This is a genomic window from Candidatus Pelagibacter sp. HIMB1636, from assembly GCF_052047675.1.
Taxonomy (GTDB): domain Bacteria; phylum Pseudomonadota; class Alphaproteobacteria; order Pelagibacterales; family Pelagibacteraceae; genus Pelagibacter.
In genome coordinates this window covers 1,148,360-1,173,585 of the sequence record NZ_JBNAJP010000001.1, presented here as the reverse complement: position 1 = coordinate 1,173,585, position 25,226 = coordinate 1,148,360, and the positions used below count along the sequence as shown (strand labels likewise).

The 25,226-nt window shown below is 29.4% G+C and carries 32 protein-coding genes; 22 read left to right on the top strand and 10 right to left on the bottom strand.

Annotation, left to right across the window (positions count from 1 at the left end; genetic code table 11):
- Positions 1-13 precede the first annotated feature (13 nt).
- From ACTTA6_RS06135 to ACTTA6_RS06110, 6 genes are read left to right on the top strand one after another with little or no spacing between them, the layout of a single operon-like run.
- A complete protein-coding gene (locus ACTTA6_RS06135; RefSeq protein WP_440613641.1) occupies positions 14-1,504 on the top strand; it encodes a cryptochrome/photolyase family protein in 1,491 nt (496 codons plus the stop codon).
- Positions 1,505-1,509: 5 nt separating this feature from the next.
- Positions 1,510-1,839 (top strand): hypothetical protein, encoded by a 330-nt coding sequence (locus ACTTA6_RS06130; RefSeq protein WP_440613642.1) that lies wholly within the window; start codon positions 1,510-1,512, stop codon positions 1,837-1,839.
- A 1-nt stretch (position 1,840) separates the two neighbouring features.
- On the top strand, positions 1,841-1,969 hold the full coding sequence (locus ACTTA6_RS06125; protein ID WP_440613643.1) for a DUF2256 domain-containing protein: 129 nt from the start codon (positions 1,841-1,843) through the stop codon (positions 1,967-1,969).
- A gap of 5 nt (positions 1,970-1,974) precedes the next feature.
- Positions 1,975-2,694, top strand: coding sequence for a type 1 glutamine amidotransferase (locus ACTTA6_RS06120; protein ID WP_440613644.1), 720 nt, complete (start codon positions 1,975-1,977; stop codon positions 2,692-2,694).
- Entirely contained in the window at positions 2,691-2,882 is a 192-nt protein-coding gene (locus tag ACTTA6_RS06115; RefSeq protein WP_262589953.1) for a hypothetical protein, read from the top strand. The genes ACTTA6_RS06120 and ACTTA6_RS06115 overlap by 4 nt, the downstream gene beginning before the upstream one ends.
- Entirely contained in the window at positions 2,875-3,096 is a 222-nt protein-coding gene (locus ACTTA6_RS06110; protein ID WP_440613645.1) for a hypothetical protein, read from the top strand. The genes ACTTA6_RS06115 and ACTTA6_RS06110 overlap by 8 nt, the downstream gene beginning before the upstream one ends.
- On the opposite strand, the gene ACTTA6_RS06105 is transcribed toward ACTTA6_RS06110, so the two are convergent.
- Genes ACTTA6_RS06105 through ACTTA6_RS06075 form a run of 7 tightly spaced genes read right to left on the bottom strand, consistent with a single transcriptional unit; the run spans position 3,093 to position 8,479 of the window.
- Positions 3,093-4,232 (bottom strand): FAD-binding domain-containing protein, encoded by a 1,140-nt coding sequence (locus tag ACTTA6_RS06105; protein WP_440613646.1) that lies wholly within the window; start codon positions 4,230-4,232, stop codon positions 3,093-3,095. The genes ACTTA6_RS06110 and ACTTA6_RS06105 overlap by 4 nt on opposite strands.
- Positions 4,233-4,238: 6 nt before the next feature.
- A complete protein-coding gene (locus ACTTA6_RS06100; RefSeq protein ID WP_075504930.1) occupies positions 4,239-4,619 on the bottom strand; it encodes a phosphate-starvation-inducible PsiE family protein in 381 nt (126 codons plus the stop codon).
- The gene (locus ACTTA6_RS06095; protein ID WP_262589950.1) at positions 4,619-5,077 is read right to left on the bottom strand and encodes a hypothetical protein; all 459 of its coding nucleotides are present in this window, start codon (positions 5,075-5,077) and stop codon (positions 4,619-4,621) included. The genes ACTTA6_RS06100 and ACTTA6_RS06095 overlap by 1 nt, the downstream gene beginning before the upstream one ends.
- A gap of 53 nt (positions 5,078-5,130) precedes the next feature.
- Positions 5,131-5,748 carry a DsbA family oxidoreductase gene (locus ACTTA6_RS06090; RefSeq protein ID WP_440613647.1) on the bottom strand — a complete coding sequence of 206 codons (618 nt, stop codon included), beginning with the start codon at positions 5,746-5,748 and terminating at the stop codon, positions 5,131-5,133.
- A 4-nt stretch (positions 5,749-5,752) separates the two neighbouring features.
- The gene (locus ACTTA6_RS06085) at positions 5,753-6,940 is read right to left on the bottom strand and encodes an argininosuccinate synthase (protein ID WP_440613648.1); all 1,188 of its coding nucleotides are present in this window, start codon (positions 6,938-6,940) and stop codon (positions 5,753-5,755) included.
- A gap of 4 nt (positions 6,941-6,944) precedes the next feature.
- On the bottom strand, positions 6,945-7,454 hold the full coding sequence (locus ACTTA6_RS06080) for an invasion associated locus B family protein (RefSeq protein WP_440613649.1): 510 nt from the start codon (positions 7,452-7,454) through the stop codon (positions 6,945-6,947).
- Positions 7,445-8,479 (bottom strand): aldo/keto reductase, encoded by a 1,035-nt coding sequence (locus ACTTA6_RS06075; RefSeq protein WP_440613650.1) that lies wholly within the window; start codon positions 8,477-8,479, stop codon positions 7,445-7,447. The genes ACTTA6_RS06080 and ACTTA6_RS06075 overlap by 10 nt, the downstream gene beginning before the upstream one ends.
- A 79-nt stretch (positions 8,480-8,558) precedes the next feature.
- Between ACTTA6_RS06075 and ACTTA6_RS06070 the strand changes: the two genes are divergently transcribed.
- Entirely contained in the window at positions 8,559-9,320 is a 762-nt protein-coding gene (locus tag ACTTA6_RS06070) for a Bax inhibitor-1/YccA family protein (protein WP_440613651.1), read from the top strand.
- 1 nt (position 9,321) lies between these two features.
- Here the strand turns inward: ACTTA6_RS06070 and ACTTA6_RS06065 are convergent, their stop codons facing one another.
- The gene (locus tag ACTTA6_RS06065) at positions 9,322-9,666 is read right to left on the bottom strand and encodes a DUF2794 domain-containing protein (RefSeq protein WP_440613652.1); all 345 of its coding nucleotides are present in this window, start codon (positions 9,664-9,666) and stop codon (positions 9,322-9,324) included.
- Entirely contained in the window at positions 9,659-10,210 is a 552-nt protein-coding gene (locus tag ACTTA6_RS06060) for a septation protein A (RefSeq protein WP_440613653.1), read from the bottom strand. The genes ACTTA6_RS06065 and ACTTA6_RS06060 overlap by 8 nt, the downstream gene beginning before the upstream one ends.
- An 87-nt stretch (positions 10,211-10,297) precedes the next feature.
- On the opposite strand from ACTTA6_RS06060, the gene hspQ reads away from it, so the two are divergent.
- The 15 genes from hspQ (at position 10,298) to ACTTA6_RS05985 (ending at position 24,016) form a co-directional block, all read left to right on the top strand.
- Entirely contained in the window at positions 10,298-10,618 is a 321-nt protein-coding gene (gene hspQ / locus ACTTA6_RS06055) for a heat shock protein HspQ (protein ID WP_262589942.1), read from the top strand.
- A gap of 177 nt (positions 10,619-10,795) precedes the next feature.
- On the top strand, positions 10,796-11,503 hold the full coding sequence (gene ccmC, locus ACTTA6_RS06050) for a heme ABC transporter permease CcmC (RefSeq protein ID WP_428078967.1): 708 nt from the start codon (positions 10,796-10,798) through the stop codon (positions 11,501-11,503).
- Positions 11,500-11,727: a heme exporter protein CcmD gene (locus ACTTA6_RS06045; protein ID WP_440613654.1), complete on the top strand. Its 228-nt coding sequence runs from the start codon at positions 11,500-11,502 to the stop codon at positions 11,725-11,727. The genes ccmC and ACTTA6_RS06045 overlap by 4 nt, the downstream gene beginning before the upstream one ends.
- Before the next feature lie 10 nt (positions 11,728-11,737).
- The gene (gene ccmE / locus ACTTA6_RS06040) at positions 11,738-12,157 is read left to right on the top strand and encodes a cytochrome c maturation protein CcmE (RefSeq protein WP_262589939.1); all 420 of its coding nucleotides are present in this window, start codon (positions 11,738-11,740) and stop codon (positions 12,155-12,157) included.
- Positions 12,158-14,032: a heme lyase CcmF/NrfE family subunit gene (locus tag ACTTA6_RS06035; RefSeq protein ID WP_440613655.1), complete on the top strand. Its 1,875-nt coding sequence runs from the start codon at positions 12,158-12,160 to the stop codon at positions 14,030-14,032.
- Positions 14,029-14,547 carry a DsbE family thiol:disulfide interchange protein gene (locus ACTTA6_RS06030; protein WP_440613656.1) on the top strand — a complete coding sequence of 173 codons (519 nt, stop codon included), beginning with the start codon at positions 14,029-14,031 and terminating at the stop codon, positions 14,545-14,547. Before ACTTA6_RS06035 ends, ACTTA6_RS06030 begins: the two co-directional genes overlap by 4 nt.
- Positions 14,544-14,903 carry a cytochrome c-type biogenesis protein gene (locus ACTTA6_RS06025; RefSeq protein WP_440613657.1) on the top strand — a complete coding sequence of 120 codons (360 nt, stop codon included), beginning with the start codon at positions 14,544-14,546 and terminating at the stop codon, positions 14,901-14,903. Before ACTTA6_RS06030 ends, ACTTA6_RS06025 begins: the two co-directional genes overlap by 4 nt.
- Positions 14,904-14,909: 6 nt before the next feature.
- Complete coding sequence (locus ACTTA6_RS06020; RefSeq protein WP_440613658.1) at positions 14,910-15,422, top strand: acyloxyacyl hydrolase; 513 nt, start codon at positions 14,910-14,912, stop codon at positions 15,420-15,422.
- A gap of 9 nt (positions 15,423-15,431) precedes the next feature.
- Positions 15,432-16,583, top strand: coding sequence for an alpha-hydroxy acid oxidase (locus ACTTA6_RS06015; RefSeq protein WP_440613659.1), 1,152 nt, complete (start codon positions 15,432-15,434; stop codon positions 16,581-16,583).
- Positions 16,584-16,656: 73 nt separating this feature from the next.
- Positions 16,657-17,820 (top strand): pyridoxal phosphate-dependent aminotransferase, encoded by a 1,164-nt coding sequence (locus ACTTA6_RS06010; protein ID WP_440613660.1) that lies wholly within the window; start codon positions 16,657-16,659, stop codon positions 17,818-17,820.
- A gap of 3 nt (positions 17,821-17,823) precedes the next feature.
- Positions 17,824-19,320, top strand: a complete 1,497-nt coding sequence (locus ACTTA6_RS06005) for an FAD-linked oxidase C-terminal domain-containing protein (RefSeq protein ID WP_440613661.1) — start codon at positions 17,824-17,826, stop codon at positions 19,318-19,320.
- On the top strand, positions 19,274-20,554 hold the full coding sequence (locus ACTTA6_RS06000; protein WP_440613662.1) for an FAD-binding protein: 1,281 nt from the start codon (positions 19,274-19,276) through the stop codon (positions 20,552-20,554). The genes ACTTA6_RS06005 and ACTTA6_RS06000 overlap by 47 nt, the downstream gene beginning before the upstream one ends.
- Positions 20,554-21,843: a glycolate oxidase subunit GlcF gene (gene glcF, locus ACTTA6_RS05995; RefSeq protein ID WP_440613663.1), complete on the top strand. Its 1,290-nt coding sequence runs from the start codon at positions 20,554-20,556 to the stop codon at positions 21,841-21,843. Before ACTTA6_RS06000 ends, glcF begins: the two co-directional genes overlap by 1 nt.
- 7 nt (positions 21,844-21,850) lie before the next feature.
- Positions 21,851-22,804 carry a 2-hydroxyacid dehydrogenase gene (locus ACTTA6_RS05990; RefSeq protein WP_440613664.1) on the top strand — a complete coding sequence of 318 codons (954 nt, stop codon included), beginning with the start codon at positions 21,851-21,853 and terminating at the stop codon, positions 22,802-22,804.
- A gap of 6 nt (positions 22,805-22,810) precedes the next feature.
- Complete coding sequence (locus ACTTA6_RS05985; protein WP_440613665.1) at positions 22,811-24,016, top strand: MFS transporter; 1,206 nt, start codon at positions 22,811-22,813, stop codon at positions 24,014-24,016.
- On the opposite strand, the gene ACTTA6_RS05980 is transcribed toward ACTTA6_RS05985, so the two are convergent.
- Positions 24,013-25,101 carry a GAF domain-containing protein gene (locus ACTTA6_RS05980; RefSeq protein WP_440613666.1) on the bottom strand — a complete coding sequence of 363 codons (1,089 nt, stop codon included), beginning with the start codon at positions 25,099-25,101 and terminating at the stop codon, positions 24,013-24,015. The two genes, ACTTA6_RS05985 and ACTTA6_RS05980, sit on opposite strands and share 4 nt — an antisense overlap.
- Between the last annotated feature and the right edge of the window lie 125 nt (positions 25,102-25,226).

The following is a 25,226-nucleotide window of genomic DNA, read 5'->3' as shown; positions in this document are numbered from 1 at the left end:
GTTATATTTAAATATGAAGTTATTTTTTATACTTGGCAATCAATTATTTCCAACAAAATACATTGACCGCTTCAAAAAAGACCATCTATTTTTTATGGCTGAAGATAAGGGTTTATGCACCTATGAAAAGCATCATAAACAAAAAATTTTATTATTTTTATCATCAATGCGATCTTATGCTGATGAGTTAAATAAAAATAAATTTAAATTAGACTATGTCAAAATTGAAGACAAAGAGTTTCATGATGATTATTTAAAAAAGTTAAAAAAAATTATTACTCAAAAAAAAATAAAAGAAATTTCTAGTTTCGAAGTAGAGGATAAATTTTTTGAAAAAAAAATTTCTCAATTTTTAAAAAAAGAAAAAATTAATTGGAATGTAATTCAAACACCAATGTTTTTAAATTCTAGAGAAGATTTTAAAAATTATTTATCAAAATCAAAAAAACCTTTTATGGCAACTTTCTACAAGGATGTTAGAAAAAAATCTGGAATATTGATGGGGTCAGATGGTAATCCAATCGGAGGTAAATGGAGTTTTGATGAAGATAACAGAAATAAATTACCAAAAGATATATCAATTCCTAAATTTCCAAAAATTAATGAAACTAGTCACACAAAAAAATTGAAGCCTATTATTGAGAAGGAATTTAAAAATCATCCAGGGAGTACAGAGAATTTTTGGTTTGCTACTGAATATGATGATGTAGTTAAACTTTTAAACTTTTTTATAAAAGAAAAATCTAATCTATTTGGTGATTATGAGGATGCTGTTGATCAAAAAGATAATGTTCTTTTTCATAGCGCTTTAAGTCCTTACATAAATTTAGGTATAATCACACCTGAATTTGTTATCCAAAAAATTTTAGATTTTCATAAAAAAAATAAAATTAGAATGAATTCTTTAGAAGGTTATATACGTCAGGTAATTGGTTGGAGGGAATTTATGCGTGGAATTTACCAGTCCTACTCACAAGAAATGGAAACTGGAAATTTTTTTAAACAGAATAGAAAAATGAGAAGTTCATGGTATGAGGGTTCAACTGGTCTTCCACCTTTAGATTATGCAATTAAAAATGCAGTCAATTATGGCTGGTCACATCACATTGAAAGATTAATGATCTTATCCAACATCATGAACCTTTGTGAGATAAAGCCCACAATTGTTTATAAGTGGTTTATGGAGATGTTTGTAGACTCATCAGATTGGGTAATGGTTCCCAATGTATATGGAATGGGATTGTTTAGTGACGGAGGGATTTTCGCGACTAAACCATATATATGTGGATCTGCATATTTTATGAAAATGATGGACTTTAAGAAAGGTGATTGGTGTAACACCATGGATGGTCTTTATTGGAGATTCATAGACCGAAACAGAAAATTTTTTTTAAAAAATCCCCGTCTTTCAATGATGGTCCGTATCTTTGATAAAATGAAACCTGATAGAAAAAAATTAATTTTATCCGAAGCAGATAAATTTATTAAACAAAATACAAACTAAATTTTATGTATATTGCCATTACTGGCTTAAAGCCAAAAAATTTTTTTTCAAAATTAAGATTTTGGTTGTTAGCAATCCCGTCTTTTAAGGCAGCACAAAAAGCCGAAGGAAATATATTTTGTGAAACAAAGCCATTTAACGGATACCAACATACTTTAACAGCTTGGAAAGATAGAGAACTAATGGTTAAATATTTAAATGGAACTCAGCACTTAAAAGCCAAGCGAAACTTAAGAGCAATTGCAACAGGCTCTACATATGGCTATGAAAGCGATCATATTCCAACTTGGGATGAAGCTTTAGATCTTTGGAATAAAAATTTTAAAGAATATTAAATTGAAAAAACAAAACTTACCCACAAAAATATGTCCTGTATGTAAAAGACCATTTACGTGGCGAAAAAAATGGAAACTTAATTGGGATAAAGTAAAATATTGTTCCAAGAAGTGTTCTAAGCTAAATTAATTATAGTGAATATAATTGTACTACAACACATTAGAATAGAGGATCCAGGTTACATTAAAGATTTAATGCTATCTGATGGATTTAATTTAACCACAATAGAGTTAGACGAAGGTAAAAAAATACCAGAGGATCTTAGCAAATTTGATGGAATGTTTTGTATGGGAGGTCCAATGGATACCTATATGGAAAAAGAATATCCATGGTTAATTGAAGAAAAGAAAAAAATTAAAGAATTTGTTGTAGATTTGAGAAAACCATATTTAGGTTTTTGCTTGGGCTGCCAATTATTAGGAGAGGTAGTAGGTGGTAAAGTTGTTAAATCAAATCCTGCAGAAATTGGTATTATGGATATTAATTTTTCTAAAGAAAAAGAAAACGATAATTTGTTTTCACAATTTCCTGATAAGATAAAAAGTTTACAATGGCATTCTTATGAGGTCCAAGGAATTGAAAAAAATAATGATATAACTTTATTGGCTTCCTCACCGATTACTAAGTATCAAATATTTAAATATCAAAACCACGCTTACGGAATTCAATTTCATATAGAAATAAAAGATACAACAGTCAATGAATGGGGATGCGTTCCTGAATACAAGAAAGCTTTAGAAGATCAGCTTGGTAATAATGCTTTAGAAAAATTTGATCAATCAGCAAAAGATAATATGAATGACATGAACAATTATTCTACAATACTTTATAATAACTTTAAAAAACTTCTATGATTTGCATAAAGACAGAAATACCTAATGAGCTAAACGATATAGATGATGAACTTAAAGCAATCTATCACAGTAAAGATACAGTTTGTTTTTACATTTTTAAAACAAGAGAGTTAAGAAATGAATTTTTAGAAAAAACAAAGGGTATGAATAAAAGTGAACGTGAAGAGATATATAAAAATTATGAATAATAAAATTTTTGAATGGGCAGGGGTTATTACAGCAATATTATATTCTTTATTTGTGGCTTTAAACATAGGTATAGAATTTTTTGGTTTTTGCTTATTACTTTTGTCATCTATTTTAATCGGAATTTGGGCTTACAGAGGTGGACACAAAGGAATTCTCTTACTGCAATTTTTTTATGCTACCGCTGGAATTATAGGTATGGTTCGATGGTTTTAGCTCAAGGTTGAAACAATTTTGGGAATATAATTTTTAAAATTAAAAAATCCTTTATTACAATATTGCCAAGCTAACTGATCAAGGCTTCTGTATAAATAATCTACCTTTAAATTATTTGAGTTTAAGAAGTCTAAATTTTCACCAACTGTAGGATACAAACCATAACAATTTTCAATGTTTGTCACTTCACTTATATCAATTAACTGAAAATCAATAGATTGATTTTTTAATCTTTGTCCTTGGTCTTCTATTAACTGAGATTTAAATTTCACTAATTTTTCACTGAGTTTTATAGATCTATTTTCATTTTTGTTAGAAACTAAGTAAATTTTCTTAAAGTTTTTTTCTTTAAAGTCAGTGATTTCAAATGAGAGATTATTATCAAAAATTAAAAGATTTTTTTCTTCAATATTTTGTGGATTAGTAAAATCTTGTTTTATTATTTGATAAGATTTTTCTGAGATCTTAGGAGGGGCATTTTCATTTAATTTTATGTTTTGAAATCTATTGTTCGTGAATTTTTTAATATTCCATTCACTAGCAAGATAGTGTTTGCCTTGAGTTTGGATACCCGCAACCCATCTCCATCCTAGAGTATTTGATGCAGCATCTCCATCATAAAGATTTTGCATGAAAAATTCTGCACCTAGTTGCCAAGGTAGTTCTAAGGTAAAAATCCAAATGCTAGCAAACCACATTCTTGTGTGATTATGCAAATAATTGTTTTCTTTTAGTTCTTTAACCCACTCATTGAAGCATTCAATATCTGTTTTTCCCTCAATTGCTGATAGGTAATTTTTATTATTTTGAAATTCATTTTTTATTTGATTTAATTCAATAAGATAATCTGTCCAAACATTTGGTCTTAGCTCTAACCAACCTTTCCAATAAGTTCTCCATAAAACTTCTTGAATAAATTTTTCATTTTTTGAAAAAGAAAATTTGCTTAGAGCTTTCTGGATGACCTCTTTTTCGTTAATAATTCCATGTGTTATGTATGGAGATAAGCAAGATATGTTATTTCTTTTTTCAGGACCAAAATCAAAATTTCTTAATTTAGAGTATTCTGCAAGACCGTTATCGATAAAATTATTTAATTGATTTAAGGCCTTAGCCCTTGAAGCTTCAAACATCATTTTAAATTATTTTGATTTTTTTTTCTTGAGACCCAATTTATCACTATGTCTCAATCTTAAGACAACAATTGCTCCAGCAATTAATAAAATCGCGACCGCTTCATAAACAAGTGCAGTAGGATCCATTTCTTTTCCTTGTAAAATAATAAATCGTGCAAGAGCAGTAATCGCAATAAGCAGTGGAAGGGTAATACTAATTGATTGTTGGTTCCAAAAAACTCTAACCATCGCTAGGACTTCTAGATAAAGAAACATTAATAGTAGATCAGCTAATGTTACAGATTGATTTAAGAACATATTTTTCATCTCAATTCCAACTGCAATGACTGTGCTGATTAAGATAATAACCATCAAAGCTAGTTGTAAGTTTTTCGCTATCTTGTCCATTATTTATCTTTACTAAATGGAAGCCATTTTTCAAAAACTGATTTTGACGGCCCATCATAAGGAATTGAATAAGAACTAGGATTAGGACTAGTTAATACTTCAATACCTTTTGAAAAAACAAATATAAATACTATCACAAAAACAATTACCATAATCTTAAATGGGTCAAAATTTTTAGTTTCAAATACACTGCTAGATCTTTCCTCTGCTTTATGAAATTGTTTAAAAGTCATATACACAGCAAAAATTAATCCTACATGCGCCACATAAAGACCTGCCCAACCAAATGCAAATGTTGTGTATGAGAATACATATAAACTGAAAACCGTAGTCCAAATAAAACTTAGAACTAAAAGAATTTGAAGTCTAACTGTTTTGGGTAGTGCTCTCAGATCATTTTTACTATCATCGAACAAAATGTTTGCAGCATCTTTCATCCAGTTTTTTAATGAGTCCATGTATTTAACATATAGTTTTAAAAAGTTATAACAAAGGAAAAATTGACTTAATTTTAGTTTAAGTTTGAATTTATTGCATTTTCCAATTGTGTTACACTTTGAGCACCTGATATAAAATCATTTCCTATCTCATAAAACGGAACACCACTTATATTTTTTTTTGTAGCAATTAATATTTTTGAATTTACATCCTCAATATTTTTATCATTGATAAAGTTTTTAAAGATTTCTTCAGAAATATCATGTTGTTTTGCAATATTAGTTAAAACATTAATATCTCCTACGTCGAGACCATCAATAAAATATGATTGATAAATTTTTTCTTTTATCTGGTTTTGTATATTAAACCTTTCACTCAAAATTATTAGCAAATGAGATAGAACTGTATTTGGAGTTTTTTTTATTTTATCTAAATTAAAATTCATTCCAGACTCTTTTGCTTTTAATTTCATATTTTCATACATGGGATCTGCAAATTTTTTCCCACCAAATTTTATTTCAAGATATTTATCACGAGTTATTCCCTCAAGAGGCATATCTGGGTTTAATTGAAAAGGTATATGTTTAATTTCAAATTTTATGTTTGGAAATTTTTTAATCGCTGTATTTAAATTTTTATGACCTATGTAACACCATCCACAAATAGTGTCTGCAAATACATTTATTTCCATTTATTTATGAACGAAGTTTTTTCTTATGTAAATTAATAAATCTTTCAACATTAGATTTGTTAAATGTTTTATTTTCTTCAAAGGAAACTTTTTTCATAGAGTAGGCAGAACTATTTGTAATTCGAGACTCGATTATTACATTTCCTTTATAAAGTTTAAGTTTCACTGAGCCATTAACTTTGTTTCTTTTAAGGTCTACGATTTTTTGAAGTTTGAATCTTTCTTTTGAATACCAATAACCATTATAAATAAGCTCGGCATATCTTGGCATAATCTGATCTTTTTTATGCATTGTTTCTTTATCTAAAGTTACGGATTCGATTGCTCTATGTGCATGAATTAATAAAGTTCCACCTGGTGTTTCGTATACACCTCGAGACTTTATTCCAATAAATCTGTTTTCAACTAAATCGACTCTTCCTATTCCATTTTTTCCAGCAATTTTGTTCAATTTTTCTAATAGTTTTGAAGGAGACATTTTTTTTCCATTAATTGCAAAGGGATCTCCATTTTTAAAATTGATAGTAATAAATGAAGGTTTGTTTGGAGCTCTCTCAGGAGAAACTGTTCTTTGAAAAATAAATTCTGGTGCAGAATTTTTTGGATTTTCTAACACTTTCCCTTCAGTTGATGTATGAAATAAATTGTCATCTACTGAAAAAGGTGGAGCACCTTTTCTATCTTTTGGTATTGGTATCCCATGTTTTTTTGCATAGTTAATTAAATCAGTTCTTGATCTTAATTTCCAAATTCTCCATGGAGCAATAATTTTTATTTTTGGTCCAAAGTAATGATAGCCCAATTCAAATCTTACTTGGTCGTTTCCTTTTCCTGTAGCACCATGTGAAACTGCGTTAGCCTTAAATTTTTTAGCAACTCTTATTTGGTCTTTTGCAATCAGTGGCCTAGCAATAGAAGTCCCCAAAAGATACACGCCTTCATAAATTGCATGTCCTCTAATCATTGGATAAACGTAATCTTTTACAAAAACATCTTTTAAATCTTGGATAATAATATTTTTGACACCAAATTTTTTTGCATTCTTAAAAATTTTTTTTCTATCAATTTCTTGACCAACATCAGCAGTATAACAAATTACTTCAGCGTTATAATTTTCTTGAAGCCATTTTAAAATTATGGATGTATCTAAACCGCCTGAGTAGGCAAGTACAATTTTATTTTTTGATTTCATTTAATTATGTGCAAGCTTTTTTTGATGCGTTGTAAGCTTTTGTAAATCCAAGTAAAGAATAATGATCAATTGTTTGGGATCCATTTTGATTGTAACCGGTAATCATTATTCTTGATCCCTTCTTCATTCTACTAATCATTTTTACTTCAATTTTGTTATCAGCAATCCATGCAAATCCTTGTTGCATTATATCAAACTTAAATTTGTTCTTTCCAGATGCTGCAATAACAGAATTCTTGTTATTAAATTCATATCCAGGAGTAACACTTACTTCATTTGAAATACTTTCCTCTGGTCTAAAAGTTACAAATAATTTTGCATCTCTTTTGTTTGATTTTGGTGCTTGCAGTATAGGCACTGATTGAGCAAAACATACTTTGCCATCAGGTTCATATGCCACCATTGCCTCCCAATCTTTAAATTTACCGATTTTTTTTACTTCCTGAGCAAATAGATGATTTGAACTTAAGATAAATATGGTTGATAAAATTATTATTTTTTTAATTAAGGACATGGGTTTGGATAAATTGTTTGAACTTGATTGATTTCTTCAATGACATCATTAGACAAGTTTACATTTACACTTTCTATATCTGATTTCAACTGCTCCATTGTAGTTGCACCTATAATTACACTTGTCATAAATTCTTGAATTTCACAGAATTTAATAGACATTTGAGTCATATTTAAATTGTGTTTCTCACAGATTTTAAAATACAGTTCTACGGCAGCCTCTGTGTTGGGTTTTCTATATCTTGTCCAAAAATCAAAGTCTCTTTCCATTCTTGATCCTTTAGGAAAATTTTTATTTCTGTACTTTCCCGTTAAGTATCCACTTGCTAGAGGTGAATATGCAAGGCATCCAATTTTTTCTCTAATAGAAACCTCGGATAATCCCACTTCATAAGATCTATTTAGTAAGCTGTATGGATTTTGAATAGACATCATTCTTGGTAAATTTTTATCTTTTGAAAGCTGCAAATAATTTAAAGCTCCCCAAGGAGTTTCGTTTGAAAGACCAACGTATCTTATTTTCCCAGCTTTAATATATTTATCTAATTCTCCAAGAACATCTTCAAATTTATTCCAATCATTTTCTTTATGAACGTAACCAAGTCTTCCAAAATTATTTACATTTCTTTCTGGCCAATGCAGTTGATATAAATCAATATAATCTGTTTTAAGTCTTTTGAGACTATTGTTCAAAGCCGACTCTAAGTTTGGACCTGTAAAACTATTTTCTCCATTTCTTAAATAATCTCTTGCTGGACCAGCAACTTTAGTAGCTAAAATAACTTCTTTTCTTTTTTTTGTTTTTTCAAACCAATTACCAATTATTTCTTCAGTGTCCCCATAAGTTTCTTTACGAGGAGGAACTGCATACAATTCAGCAGTATCCCAAAAATTTACTCCATTACTTAAAGCAAAGTCCATTTGTTCAAATGCTTCATCTTGAGTATTTTGTTCTCCCCAAGTCATTGTACCGAGACAAATTGTACTCACATCAAGATCGGTATTTCCCAATTTTTTGTAATTCATTAATGTTTTATGTTAACTTTTTATTAATCTTTTAAGGTGTCTTGAATAATTATTAAAAGACTATTATATGTAGCATATTATGGAATTTGATAAAAACGGAATATTAAACAGAGCAAAAGCAGCGCAACAAACTGCAGCTGTAATGGATGAAGGCTTAAGAGCCTACATGTTAAAAGTTTACAACTATATGGCAACAGGTGTGTTGTTAACAGGGATCATTGCATTAATGACATTTAAGATGTCAGTCGTGACTGATCAATCAGGAGCAATTGTTGGATTAACACAAATGGGGAATGCAATTTATCTGTCAGGACTTAAATGGTTAGTAATGTTAGCTCCTTTAGGTATCGTTTTTTACATGAGTTTTGGAATTAATAAGATGAGCGCTTCAAAAGCTCAAACAACATTTTGGGTGTTTGCAGCTTTAATGGGACTATCTTTATCTTCAATCTTATTAGTTTATACTGGCTTGAGTGTTACTAGAGTGTTTTTCATAACATCAGCAACTTTTGGAGCGATGAGTATTTATGGTTATACAACAAAAAGAGATTTAACTAAGTTTGGATCATTTTTAATGATGGGATTGATTGGTATAATTATTGCATCAATCGTTAATATTTTCTTGAAGTCTTCAATGATGTACTTTGTAATTTCAATATTAGGTGTTTTAATTTTCGTAGGTTTAACAGCTTATGATACTCAAAAAATTAAAAACATGTATGTTGCAAGTGACTCTGGTGAAATCGTTGGAAAAAAAGCAGTAATGGGTGCTTTAACATTATACCTAGACTTTATTAATCTATTTATAATGTTGTTAAGACTTTTTGGTCAAAGACGATAATTTATTTTTGAAGTTTCTTCCAATTAGTATTTTTAAGTAAAGACTTAAGTTCGTAAGAATTTTTTAAAATCTTACCGCTTGTATCTGTGATTAAGTATTTTAAATTTTTATTTTTTGGCTTAAAATTTTTACAAATTTTATAGAGTGCATTTTCTGCTGCATTCCTAAATACACTAAAGCTAACTTGTTTGCTTGATATGTTGAGACCATAATCTTTCCAAGAGCCTTCAGAAACCATCTTTGCATAAAGATCTAAAATAATTTTAAGCTCATCTTTTTCAAAAAATTGCTTTTCCTCTATTTTATTATGTGGATTGTTTACTACTAATCTTAAGTTATTACGCATCTATTTTATGTTTATTTATTAAAGGTACCTGAAATCCAGTAAACACTATTGTTATTGGAAGCATTCCCCATACTTTAAAATTAACCCAAAATTCTTCAGTTTGTGTTCTCCAAACAAATTCATTTAATAAAGCAAGACCGAAGAAAAAAAACATCCATCTCCGATTTAAAATTTCCCATCCGATATCTGACAAAGGTATTGATTTACCCATAACTTTTTTAAGCACTGGTTCTCTCGTAAAGTATTTTCCAAAATATAAAGCTAAAGCAAACATAATATTTATAATTGTTGGTTTTACATAAATAAATATTGGATCATTAAAGTAGATAGTGAGACCTCCAAAAAAAGTTATTAAAATTCCACTTAACAAAGGCATTGGTGGTATTTTTTTTTCAAAAAACCAAACAACAGCTAATGCAATGATAGTTGCAACTATTAAGGGAGGAATTGCTACTGATAAATTTTTTCCACTGTTGTAATAATAGAAAAAAAATATTGCTAGTGGTCCAAAATCAGTAACAAATTTTAAAAAAGATTTATTCACTTAAAAGATATTAACATATTTGCCACATCACAAAACATTAATATTTTTTACATTGATTTTTATTTTTAAATACCCATACTAACTATCATGGCAATCCAAAAAGCTAAATTCTCAATTGGAGATATTGTTAAACATAAGCACTTCGAATTTAGGGGTGTTATTTATGATGTAGATTTCGAGTTTAACAATTCAGAGGAATGGTATCAGTCTATTCCAAAAAACGTTAGACCAAGAAAAGATCAGCCTTTTTATCATCTACTTGCCGAAAATGATGAAATCACTTACGAAGCTTATGTTTCAGAGCAAAATCTTTTGATGGACGACTCAGACGAGCCTATAAAACATCCGTTAATTGAAGAAATTTTTTCAGGTAAAAAAGGCTCAAGTTATTTCAAGCTTTCTAATTAGCTATCATTATTCAAACACATTTATTTCCAATCTAGGCCACACTAATTTTTTATAAAATAGTTATATTCTGATCAAGAGTGTTAAAAGTTAATCTTTCTTTATTACCTCCCCCTCTTCATTCTTGATCAGATAATTTTTCACAATAGTATTTTCAAAATAAATCCCTAAATTAGAGTTATGTTTAAACTTTTAGAGCCAAATAAAATTTTTCAAATTACTTCGAAGGCGCCAAAATATGTTTTATTTTTATTTGTTGTTGTTCTATCTGTTGGATTAGTTGAAGCACTCATATTGTCTCCAGAAGATTACAAGCAGAGTGACGCTGTTAGAATTATGTATGTTCATGTTCCTGCTGCATGGATTTCTCTTGGAATTTTTTCTTCGATAACTGTTTTGTCAATTTCAGGATTTATTTTTAAAAACAAAAATTTTTTTTTAATATCCAAAAGTTTAGCACCTTCAGGTTTTGTTTTTAACATAATTGCTTTGGTAACAGGTTCTATTTGGGGGAAACCTACTTGGGGTACATGGTGGGCTTGGGATGCGAGGATTACTTCGATGTTAATTTTAGCACTATTTTATGCTTTATACTTAATCTCTTGGAGAATTTATGAAAATGAAGAAAAAGTTTTTAAAATTTCAACTTTTATCACCATTCTTGGAATTATTAATGTGCCAATAATTAAGTACTCAGTTGACTGGTGGAATACACTTCACCAACCTGCTTCAATAAATATTTTGTCTAAAAGCTCAATTCATTCATCAATGCTTTATCCATTATTGATAATGACTGCGGCATTTGCTCTATTTTCGTTGTTAATTTTCTTAATGAAATATAATACAGAACTGATAAAAATTAAAAATAAAGGTTTAGATAGATTATGATTAACGAATTATTATTTATGAATGGATATGCAGTATACGTGTTATCTGCATTTGGTTTTACTTTATTAAGTTTCCTAAGTTTATATTTAGTAACAAAGGTTCAATTTATTAAAGAACAAAATAAATTTGTTGCTAAGTTTGGATCACTTAACGCTGAACAAGCTAATTCTGCAAAATCACAAAGAATAAATAAAGAAATTTTAGCTGACGCAACAAACAACTAATTTTTGATCGATGTATGGTCGAAAAGTTAAGTTAAGATTTCTGTTTGTTTCGACTATTTTATTAATTTTAATATTAACTGTTTTTTTAGTTTTAAAATCCTTAGAGGAAAACGTTGTTTATTTTCAATCTCCTTCAGAGATTAAGTCATTAACTGAGCTGACAAATAATAAAATCAGAGTAGGTGGAATGGTTAAAAAAAATTCTATTAGTATGAATTCTAATGAAGTGAATTTTATTATTACAGATTTTAAAAATGAGATTAATGTTACTTATTCAGGCGCTGTCCCAAATTTATTTGAAGAAGGAAAGGGAGTTGTAGCCGAAGGTGTTTTGAAAGACAGAAATTTCTTTTCAGCAACAAAAATTTTAGCAAAGCATGATGAAAATTATATGCCTCCAGAGGTTAAAGCTGCATTGGAGGAAAATTAATTGATTTATAGCGTTGTTGGATATTATGCACTTATTTTAGGATTAATTAGTGGTTCAATTTTGATTTATTTATCAATTCAAAATTTTAGAAATTCAGAAATTTTGGATACTAAAATATTATCATTATCATTTTTACAATTATTTTTTGTTGTTGTTAGTTTTTTTGGTTTGGTTTTATCTTTTATAGTTTCAGATTTTAGTAACGAAACTGTATTTAGTAATTCCCATACTACTAAACCTTTGTTTTACAAAATTACAGGAACCTGGGGGAACCATGAGGGTAGTTTATTATTGTGGTTGTTGGTTTTAACATTATTCATTTTCATTTTTTTATTAAGAACAAATAATCAATCAATAAAATATAAAACTCTAACAACAATATTTCAGCAGATAATAATTATTGGTTTTTTTATATTTTTATTAAAAACTTCTAATCCATTTAATTACTTATTCCCAATTCCTGAGGAAGGTTTAGGTTTAAACCCAATATTGCAAGATCCTGCATTAGCAATTCATCCACCTATTCTATATTTAGGCTATGTTGGTTCATCAATAATATTTTCTTCCGCATTAGCAGCAACAACTTTAAAAATGGTTTCTGGAAGCTGGGCAGCTCATATAAAAAAATGGACTTTAATTTCATGGATATTTTTAACGTTAGGAATTTTACTAGGTTCTATTTGGGCATATTATGAACTTGGGTGGGGAGGATTTTGGTTTTGGGATCCAGTTGAAAATGTATCTCTTATGCCTTGGTTAGCATTGACCACATTGTTACATTGTATATTAGTTTTAGAGAAAAAATCGATTTTAACCTCTTGGGTTATAATTTTATCTATTGCTACATTTACACTTAGTATGTGTGGAACTTTCTTAGTTAGATCAGGTATCCTTAATTCAGTTCATACTTTTGCTAACGACCCTGAAAGAGGTCTGTTCATATTAATATTTTTATTTGTTCTAATTTTTATTTCTTTATTTATTTTTTTCTTTTTTCATAAAGAGGGTCAAAAAAATTCAATAAATCTTTTTTGGTTAAGTAAAGAAAGTGCGATTATATTGAATAATTGGTTCATGATGTATTTTTTATCTGTAGTTTTAATTGGTACAGTGTATCCAATTTTTTTAGATGTAATTTCTTCAGAAAAAATATCAGTCGGTCCACCGTTCTATCATAAACTAATTATCCCTTTCTTAATTCCATTTTTAATCGCTATGGCGATTGGACCTCAATTGAAATGGATTAAATCTAACTTAGAGAGTAAAAAAATTCTTATATTTTTATTATTTATATCAATTTTAATATCTTATTTGATTGTTAAGAATTTTCATAAAAATTTACTTGTAAACACTATTTTAATCTCAAGTGCATTTTATTTGTTTTTTATTACTGTGAGGGATTTTTTTACAAAAAAATATAAAAACATTTCTCAAACTATTGCTCACTTTGGATTTAGCTTATTAGTTTTAAGTATTTTATTTAATAATTTGCTTTCTAGCGAAGTAATAACCAATCTTAAAATTGGTCAGAGTTATGAAAACTCAAAAATTAAAATTACACTTGAAGATGTAAACCAGAGAAGTGAAAAAAATTACAACTCAGTGGTAGCAAATTTTAAAATAATTTCTTCAGATGGAAAAATTAATAAAATGTCTCCAGAGTTAAGAATTTATAATCAGCCAAATATAGTAACCAGTGAAGCTGATATTAAAACTTCTTTAATGAAAGATAAATTTATTGTCATAAACTTAGTGCAAAATCAGGAATATTTTAATGTTAGATATCAAGACAAACCTTTTATGCTTTGGATATGGGTATCAGTATTATTATTAAGTATGGGTGGAATATTGAGTTTTTTTAGAAAGAAAATATGAAAGATAAATTAATACCTTCAATCATAATAATTAGTTTTATAATTATTTTTTTAATATTTTATAAAGGTTTGCAGGAAACTAACATCTACACTCCTAAGTCAGAAATAAAAAAAAATATACCAATTTTTTCTAGTATTAATTTTAACACTAAAGAAAATGTTAATTCATCAGAAATATTTAATTCAAATAAATTTTATTTATTAAACATATGGGCCTCTTGGTGTGTTCCCTGTAGACAAGAACATTCTTATTTAATGAGATTAAGTGAAAACAATAAAATAACTTTAATTGGATTAAATTATAAAGATAATTTTAATAATGCTCAAAATTTTCTAATAAAATTGGGAAATCCATACGAAACAATATTATTAGATGAAGATGGTACAATTTCAATAGAGTGGGGGGCATATGGTGTGCCAGAAACTTTTTTAATTCATAAAAATAAAATAGTTGCAAAATATATTGGGCCATTAAATGAACAATTAGTCAAAGAAATTAACTTGATTATAAAATGAGAATTTTAAAAATTATTTTAGTTATTTTATTATTAATTCCAAAAATATCATTTGCTAGTGATCAGCTTGAAAGAAATAAGATTACGAAAAATTTAAGATGTTTAATTTGTCAGGGTCAATCTGTGTATGATTCTGATTCAGATTTTGCAAATAGCATGAAAATTTTAGTTGATAAAAAACTTGAGGAAGGATTATCTGAAAACCAAATTTATGATTTTTTTAAAGAAAAATACGGAGAATGGATTTTGTATGATCCTGGTTTAAATAAAAATACTTATATTCTTTGGTTATTGCCAATATTGATATTTTTACTTGGAGGTGCAATAATCCTCAAAAAAATAAAATTTAAAAATTAATCCAAAATGCATTTAAAAAAAATTCTGATTTTACTTATATTTCTAGCGTTTCCGATTTCATCAAATGCAGAGGAAATTAAACAGAGAGATTTAAATACTGAGTTTAACGTTTATACTGGGATGTTTGATTTTAGTGACGATGGAAAAAAATCAGAATTAATTGGCTTTCAGCATCAAAATGAAAACTTAAATAGAGATACTTTTCTTGGAAATTTATCACCTATTACTGGTGCTCTTATAACTGCAGATAGTGCGGCTTATGTTTATACAGGAGTAGAAGCACAATATAAAATAGGTTCTTTAAATTTTAATCCAAGTTTTACTCCAGGATTATATCACGAAGGTGATGGAAAAGACTTAGGTCACGTTTTAGAATTTAAATCTGAGTTACAAATTTCTTTAGATATGTCTGAGAGCAGTCAATTTGGTTTTTCATATAATCATATATCTAATGCAAGTATAGGAGATAAAAATCCTGGGGCAAATAGTTATATGTTTAATTTCTTTAAAAGCTTCTAATACACTTTTATGAATTTAAATGATTGCTATAATTTTGATGACTTTAGAAAATTAGCCAAGAAAAAATTACCAGCACCAATATTTCATTATATTGATGGAGGTGCTGATGATGAAATAACTTTAAACAGAAATACAGACTCATTTAACGACTGTGACTTAGTTCCTAATATTTTAAACAGTGTTGGAGAGCCAGATTTATCTACAACAGTTTTTGGTAGAAAAATTGATATGCCTCTATTTTTGTCTCCTACAGCGATGCAAAGTTTGTATGACCCAGAAGGTGATAAAGCTTCTGCTAGAGCAGCAGAAAAATTTAATACAATTTATAGTATGTCAACAATGGCATCATTCTCTATAGAAGAAGTTGCGAATGTTTCTAGCGGTCCAAAACTATTTCAACTTTATATCCATAAGGATAAATCAATTACTGATGATTTAATTGATAGATGTAGCAGAGCAAATTTTGACGGTATGTGCATTACTGTTGATACATTAGTTGCAGGAAATAGAGAAAGAGATCATAGAACTGGTTTTACTACTCCACCTAAATTTACATTAGATAGTTTATTAAGTTTTGCCATGAGACCTGGTTGGGTTTTTAAATATTTTACTAATAAAAAATTTGAGTTAGCAAATATTAAAAACAAAACCGACAAAGGAACAAACATAGCTAAATCAGTAATGGATTATATTAATGAGCAATATGATCCAGCGATGAATTGGAAAGATGCAGAATACTGTATTAAAAAATGGAATAAACCAATGGCACTAAAAGGTGTAATGTCCGTTGAAGATGCAAAGAGAGCAATTGATATAGGCTGTACAGCGATAATGATATCTAATCATGGAGGAAGACAATTGGATGGATCTAGGTCACCCTTTGATCAAGTTAAAGCAATTTCAGATGCAGTAGGTGATAAGTTAGAAATTATTCTAGATGGTGGAGTAAGAAGAGGAACGCATGTTTTAAAAGCTCTTGCAGCCGGCGCAACAGCTTGTAGTTTTGGAAAAGCATTTCTTTTTAGTTTGGGCGCTGGAGGACAACAAGGTGTTGAAAGATTACTAGAGAACATGCAAAAAGAAATTAGAAGAAATATGATTTTGATGGGCTGTAAATCTGTAAAAGATCTTGATGTATCAAAAATAATCTACAGAAATTAAGATAAATTAAGGAAATTCAAATTTTATCTTAATAGACAATCAATTTAATTTATGTATATTTTCCAACTTTATTATGAAACTAGCAGCATCACTTAATAGACTAGGAACAGAGAGTGCTTTTTCAGTTTTAGCAGAAGCTAAAAAATTAGAAGCGCAAGGAAACCCAATGATACATCTTGGATTGGGTCAACCAGATTTTAAAACACCTAAACATGTTGTTGAAGCTGCAAAAAAAGCTTTAGATGATGGTCACCATGGGTATGTTCTTTCAAACGGAATTTTAGAGTGCAGACAAGCGGTTACTAGATGGATCAAAAAGAGATATAACGCTGAAGTAGATCCAGAAAGAATTATCATAATGCCAGGTGGAAAACCTACAATGCATTATGCAATACAGTGTTTTGGTGAGCCAGGAGCAGAAATTATTCATCCAACACCAGCTTTTCCTATTTATGAATCTATGATTAATTATACAGGCTCTACTGCTGTACCTTATGATTTAACAGAAGATAAAGATTTAAAATTTAGTGCAGATAAAATTTTATCTTTAATCACTGAAAAGACTAGATTGTTAATTTTAATTAACCCTAACAACCCAACTGGAAGTTTTGTTGAGAAGTCTGAAATTGATAAATTAGCAGAGGGTTTAAAAAAACATCCGCATGTTACAATCCTAAGTGATGAAATTTACAGTAGACAAATATTTGATAATAAAGAAATGCCAACATTCTTTAATTATCCAGAGTTAAGAGACAGACTAATTGTTTTAGAAGGTTGGAGTAAAGCTTACTCAATGACAGGATGGAGACTTGGTTGGAGTTTTTGGCCAGAGCAATTAATTGAACATATAAATAAACTATTAATCAATAGTGTATCTTGTGTTAATGCTGCAGCTCAATTTGCAGGAATAGCAGCACTTGATGGACCAGACGATTCAATTGATTTGATGATGGAAAAATTCACACAAAGAAGAAAACTAATTCATGAAGGATTAAATAGTTTACCTGGAGTAGAATGCAGTTTGCCAGGGGGAGCTTTTTACGCATTTCCAAAAGTTATAGGAACTGGAATGGATGGTTCAGAGTTTTGTAAAAGAGCTATGCATGAAGCGGGTGTTGCTATTGTCCCAGGCACAGCATTTGGAAAAACATGCAAAGATTACGTAAGATTTAGCTTTGCTGCATCTCAGGATAACATTTCTAACGCATTGGAAAATATCAAAAAAATGCTAGGTTAAGCTATGTCTGAAATAGCTTTGCCAAAAATTGATAGATTTATTGTATCTAATAAATCTCAGATAGTAAAAAAACTATCAAGCATAACTAACCCAGAAAACGTTTTAAGCGAAGCTGATGAATTAAGACCTTATGAAACTGATGCTCTTTCAGTTTATACCCAAACTCCTTTAGCTGTGGTCTTGCCTGAAAACACTAAAGAGGTTAGCGAAATTCTTAAATATTGTAATGAAGAAAATATCAAAGTAGTTCCAAGAGGTGCTGGTACGGGTTTATCTGGTGGGGCATTACCTTTGCAAGATGCCATCCTTTTGGGTTTAGGAAAATTTAATAAAATTTTAGAAATTGATTATGAGAATAAATGTGTGATCACTCAACCTGGTGTTACTAATTTAGGAATTACTCATGCTGTAGAACATAAGGGTTTTTATTATGCTCCAGATCCATCTAGTCAATTAGCATGCTCAATAGGTGGTAATGTGGCTGAAAATTCAGGAGGTGTTCATTCTTTAAAATATGGAACCACTACAAACAATATTTTAGGTGTAGAAATGGTAATGATGGATGGAACCATTTGTAAAATTGGAGGAAAATCTTTTGATCAAGAAGGGTATGACCTTATGGGATTAATTTGTGGTTCAGAAGGATTATTAGGCGTTGTTACTGAAGTAACTGTTAAGATTCTGAAAAAACCAGAAGTTGTTAAAGCAGCTTTAATTGGTTTTCCATCTATTAAAGAAGGAGGAGATGCAGCGTCTGAAATAATTTCAAGTGGAATAGTTCCAGCTGGAATGGAAATTATGGACAAAGCTCTTATTGAAGCAACAGATAATTTTAGCAAAGCTGGTTATCCAAGAGATGCTGAATTATTATTAATCGTTGAACTTGATGGAACAGAGTCAGAAGTAAATGAGTTGATCAAAAAAGTTGAGATAATTTGTAAAAAAAATAATTGTTCAAGTTTAAAACTAAGCAAAAATGAAAAAGAGAGATTATCTTTCTGGGCTGGGAGAAAAGCTGCGTTTCCAGCATGTGGAGCGATGGCCCCAGATTATTATTGTATGGATGGCTCAATACCTAGAGGTAAACTCGCAGAAGCTTTACTTGAAATAAAAAAACTTTCAGAAAAGTATAATTTACCAGTGGCAAATTGTTTTCATGCAGGTGATGGAAATTTACATCCACTAATTATGTTTGATGGAAATGATAAAGAGCAGTTAAGAAAAACCGAAGAGTTTGGATCAGAAATATTAAAGACTTGCGTAAGACTTGGAGGAGTAATCACAGGAGAGCATGGAGTTGGTATCGAAAAAAGAGAACTTATGTGCGAGATGTTCAATGACGATGATATTCAACAACAGTTAGATATTAAAAAATCATTAGATGAGAAAAATTTATTAAATCCTGGAAAAGTATATCCTATTCTTAGAAAATGCGCGGAGGAAGGAAGGGTTCATGTCCACAAAAGCAAAGATAAATTCCCAGATCTTCCAAGATTCTAATAATATCTATTATCCAAAAAACGAGAGTGAAGTTTCAGAATTAATTAGAGAACTTTATAAAAAAGATTCTCCCACAGAAATAATAGGACATAATTCTAAAAGCTTCATAGGAAATAAAGCTCAATCAGCAAACACAATGTCGCTTTCAAAATTAACAGGCATAATAGATTACAGACCTGAAGAACTATATATTAAAGTAAAGGCTTGTACGCCAATAGAAGAAGTTGAAAAAATACTTGATGAAAATAATCAGGAATTAGCTTTTGAGCCTATTGATTTTGGTTATATAAAAAATGGTGTATCTAACAAAGGAACTATAGCAGGGTATTTATCCTGTAATTATGCAGGCTCAAGAAGGTTTAAAGTTGGAAGTGTTAGAGATCATGTGTTAGGTTTTAAAGGAGTAAATGGTAAAGGGGATATTATCAAATCAGGAGGTACGGTAGTTAAAAATGTTACTGGTTATGATTTGTCAAAACTTATAGCTGGATCCTTTGGCACCTTAGTAGCTTTAACAGAAATCACTTTAAAGGTTCTACCAAAAAAAGATTCTTCAAATACAATTGCAATTTATATTGATAAATCTGAGGAAATTTTTGATTTATTTATTAAATTATCAAGTTCCAGCAGTGAAATATCAGGAGCAGTGTATGTTCCTAATAAATCAAAGGATGATGATTTTTTGAAGAAAAAAAATTCTGTATTTAAATTTAATGATTTAAAATCAAATACTTCTTTTCTAGCTTTTAGAGTAGAGGGAGATAAAATTTCAATTAAGGAAAAAATTAAAAATTTAAGTAAAGAGCTTGAACTTGATAAATTTGAAAATTCTACTTTAGATGTTTATCAATCAGAACCATTTTGGAAAAAAATCAATAATTTAGAAATTTTTGAGAATACAAAAAATAATTTAATTAGAATGGTTATTCCTCCAGCAAAAGGGTCAAATTTATTAAAATTTTTAGATAATAAATATAAATATTTTGTGGATTGGTGTGGATCATTATTTTGGATAGAAGTTGATGAACATAAAGAAGAAAAAATAAAAGAGCTAAAAAAAATAGCTTTGGAATCTGATGGTTATTTAACTGTAATAAAAACTTCTGCAGATTATGATTATGGAGAATCAATTTTTACAGTTGATGATATACGTTTGATGATTTCAGAAAAAATTAAGAAAAGTTTTGATCCAAAAAGAATTTTAAACCCTGGAAAAATGTATAGAGGAATTTAATGCAGACAAAATTTACTGAACAGCAACTTAAAGACTCTGATAATTTTGCTACAGAAAAAGTATTTAAAAAGTGTGTTCACTGTGGAATGTGTAATGCTACTTGCCCTACACATCAGCTGTTAGGTGATGAATTGGATGGTCCAAGAGGTAGAATTTATCTTATTAAGGACATGTTGGAAAATAACAGAAAACCAACTGAAAAAGTTGTTAAGCATATCGATCGTTGTCTTTCATGTTATAGCTGCATGACTACTTGTCCTGCTGGTGTGAATTACATGCACATCATAGATCATGGAAAAAAATATATTGAAAAAAATTATCAAAGATCTTTTTTTGATAAACTAATTAGATATTTTTTATCAATCACTTTACCAAATGTTAAAGTATTTAGACTCTCAAGTTTTTTTGTTAAATTAGCAATGCCATTTAAATTCTTAATGCCTACAAAGATTAAAGACATGATTGAATTAATGCCAACAACTTTTCCAAAAAAAACTTTACCTATTAAAGAGATTTACAAAGTTTCGGACAAGAAAAGAATAGCAAGAGTTGCTTTATTAACTGGATGTGTACAAAAAGAAATTTCACCTCAAATAAATGAAGCAACAATCAGATTATTAAATAGACATGGGGTTGAAGTTGTAGTTCCAAAAAAAATTCGTTGCTGTGGATCTTTAAATCACCATCTAGGAAAAGAAGAGGATGCTCACCAAGATTTTAAAAATAATATAAATACTTGGTATGAGGAGCATCAAAAGGGAAATTTAGATGCAATTTTATCTAATACATCAGGTTGTGGTACTACCATGAAGGATTATGGTTTTATTTTTAGAGATGACAAAGAGTTAAGTAAAAAAGCAAAAGTCATATCAGATCTTACAAGAGATATTTCTGAATATATTTTTGAAAGTTTAAAACTAAATATAAAATCTAAAGGAAAGAAATATAAAGTTGCTTATCACTCTGCATGTTCAATGCAGCATGGTCAAAAAGTCCATTCACAACCAATTTCATTACTTGAAAAAACTGACAATGAAATTATGGAAATTCCACAAGGACACATTTGTTGTGGATCAGCTGGAACTTATAATATTTTACAATCAAAAATTGCAAAACAACTACTAAAAAATAAGGTAAATAACATAGAAAGTTTAAACCCTGATTTTATTTCAACAGGAAATATTGGTTGTATTACCCAAATTTCTCATGGTACTAAAGTTCCAATTTTACATACAATTGAAGTTTTGGATTGGTACACAGGCGGTCCCAAACCTGAAATTTTAAAATAGGGGTTTTATGAAAAAAATTTTAATTACAAGAAGACTGATCCGAGAGAGTGAAGATAAAGCATCAAAATTATTTGAAGCTAAATTTAATTCAAATGATGAACTTTATTCACAATCAAAAATTATTGAAATGAGCAAAGGATGTGATGGAATTTTATCATCTTTAACTGAAAAATTAGATGCTGATACAATAAATAAACTTCCAGATAGTATTAAAATAATTTCAAATTTTGCAGTTGGTTTTGGAAATATTGATTTAGATGCTGCTAAAAAAAGAGGTATTGCCGTAACTAATACCCCAGAAGTTTTGTCAGATGCTACGGCTGAGATAGGAATATTGCTTATATTAGGAGCTTGTCGAAGAGCGTCAGAAGGAATTGAATCTGCGCGTGAGGGTGGATGGAAATGGTCCGCAGATTATTTAATTGGAAAACAGTTAACAGGAACAAGACTAGGAATTTTAGGTATGGGTCGTATCGGTCAAAAAATTGCAAATATTGCTAAATCTTTAGGCATGGTTATTCATTATCATAATCGTTCAAAATTAAGTGAAGATAAAGAGCAGGGCGCAATTTATCATGACAGTATAAAAAGTCTTTTTTCAGTTTCAGATGTTTTATCTATCTGTTGCCCAGCTACAAAGGAAACAGAAAATTTAATAAATAAAGAGACAGTAGAGTATTTCCCCAAAGGTGCTGTGATAACAAATGTTGCTCGAGGTGATATAGTTGATGATGAAGCTTTGATTGATGCATTGAATAGAAGAAAAATTTATGCTGCAGGATTAGATGTTTATAAAAATGAACCAAACTTAAATCCTGGTTATTTAAAAATCCCGAGTGTTTTTGTTTTGCCTCATTTAGGAAGCGCTACAAAAGATACTAGAATTGCAATGGGAAATTTAGCAATAGACAATATAGAAGAATTTTTTAGAACTGGTAATTGCGTTAATAAAGTTAACTAAATTTTAATGAATAAACCTGTTCTAGCTAAATCAAAAGCTATTATAATTTTTTTAGTTTTTGCTTTAGGATATTTTATTTCTACTCTCTTAAGAGCAATAACTGCAACAATTTCACCTGAATTAGTAAATGAATTTAATCTTTCTGCGGGAGAGCTTGGATTATTGGGAGGTGGATATTTTCTAGGATTTGCAAGTGTACAAATCCCTTTAGGCTATATGCTAGACATGAGAGGTCCAAGAAAAATTGTTTCATACTTTTTATCATTAACCATTGTTGGTTTATTAATATTTGCTCTCGCTCAGAATTTTTTAACTCTTTTAGTATCTAGAATTATTATAGGAGTTGGTGTTGGAGCTTGTTTAATGGGGCCTTTGACAGCTTATCGGATTTGGTATCAAGATGAAACCCAACAACGTGCAAACTCATGGATGTTAATGGTCGGTGCAATTGGTATGTTGTCATCAAGTTTACCAGTTCAATTTTTCTTACCTATAATTGGTTGGAGAAATATATTTTTGCTTTTAGCTTTCATAACTTTGGTTTGTATAATTTTGATAATTATTTTTATTCCTCAGTGGACTTCAAAAGGTAGTCAGAAAAACGATGATGCAAAATTGAGTATTGTTTGGCAAAATCAATTCTTCAGAAGTGTTATTCCAATGGGCTTTTTTAGCACTGGAGGATTATTTGCTATCCAAACACTATGGGCTGGTCCTTGGATGATAAAAGTATCTGGGTATACACCAGAAGAAAGTGCAAAAGGGTTATTTTTAATTTATTTTTTTATGTTGCTATCATTTTTGATATGGGGCTATTTTGTTCCGAAATTTTCAAAGAACGTTAATGATGCAATCAGATTGTTGAAATATGGTTCACCATTAAGTTTATTGATATTGGGTGTAATTATTTATCTAGGTCCAAATACACATTCAATTCATTGGGCATTATTCATAGTTTCAGCTGTATTTTTGTCCTTAATTCAGCCAGCAGTTGGGATGGCTTTCTCTGTATCTAATGCAGGCAAAGCTCTAACTTCTTATAATTTGTTAATATTTATAGGTGCTTTTTTTCTGCAATGGATAATCGGCCTTATTATAGATTTAGGATTAAGTTTAAATTATTCTGAAATTGCTTCATTTCAATTAGCAATGTCTTTTGTACTAGTTACGTCTTTAACTTCTTATTTATATTTTTTAGTAAAAAATAATTAATTTAGATGCTTATAAATTGTAGTTCTAGATACACCTAATTTTCTTGATGCTGCAGAAATATTATTAGTTTCACTAAAAGTAGATCTAATTAGAATACACTTTTCTCTTTTAATTTTTGTATCCTCGCAATTTTTACAAGCGTAAGTTTTGTTTTGTTTGCCAGTTTCTATAAATTTACTTTCTTTAAAATTTTGACTTTTGACCACAAAAACAGATGAACCTAAATGATCTGTTATCTTTAGAGTTTTATTATTTAAGATATCTGATGCAATTGATGAAAATGAAGTTGTAAAAATTTTATTAAAATTTTCATTTTTCAAGTCAACTAGTCCGTTAAGCATAATTTTTGCATTGTTATTTGCACCCACAATTAATCCATCCCCATTTATTGCCAGCATTCCAACACTAGTTGTAGTTAGATATTCTTGTCTTGGGTGAAAAGAAATAATTAATTCGTTTTCAAACTTTTTAATAAACAATTTGGTTTCGATACTTCTGGTTGCAAGTCTTACTAAAGCTAACGTATGTTGTTCTCTGGACATTGAGTCTGTTGAAGCATCAATAATACCAATAATTTTACCGTCATAATTTATGATTGGACTTGCAAAGCACGAAATATTTTCATGAGCGGTAAAAAAGTGTTCTTTACCTGAAACGATAGTTGGTTTTTTTAGTTCAACAGATAATCCAAGACCGTTTGTTCCACAAATTTTTTCTGCCCAAATTGAACCTGGTATTACTGTTTTACCAACGTCAGTTTGTAAACAAGATTTGTCATAAATTGTATCTAAGACTAATCCTTTCTCATCTGAGTAAGCCACCATAAAATTTGTTCCTGCTATTTGGGAATATAAAAGTTCTAGTTCAGGAATAATTATTCTTCTGACAGATTCATTTCGCTCTTTTATCTCTTTTAATTCGATTGATGAAATTACACTTTGTTTAGGATCATTAAACGGATCAAGGCCTTCACTGATACATCTCAACCAACTTTCATTAATATCTTTTCCCATCTCATAAGAGCTCATATTCCTTTTATGTAGGATATTTCTAAGTTCGCTGTTTGAGTGACTTAAGTTTGACATTTTAAAAGTTTATTTGTTTTTTTAGATACAACAACCAACCACAGGTTGTAATTGTTAACTTTTTGTACATATAAAGATGCCGTTGACTCCATTATATATCAGAACTTTAATAGTGTTACTGAAAT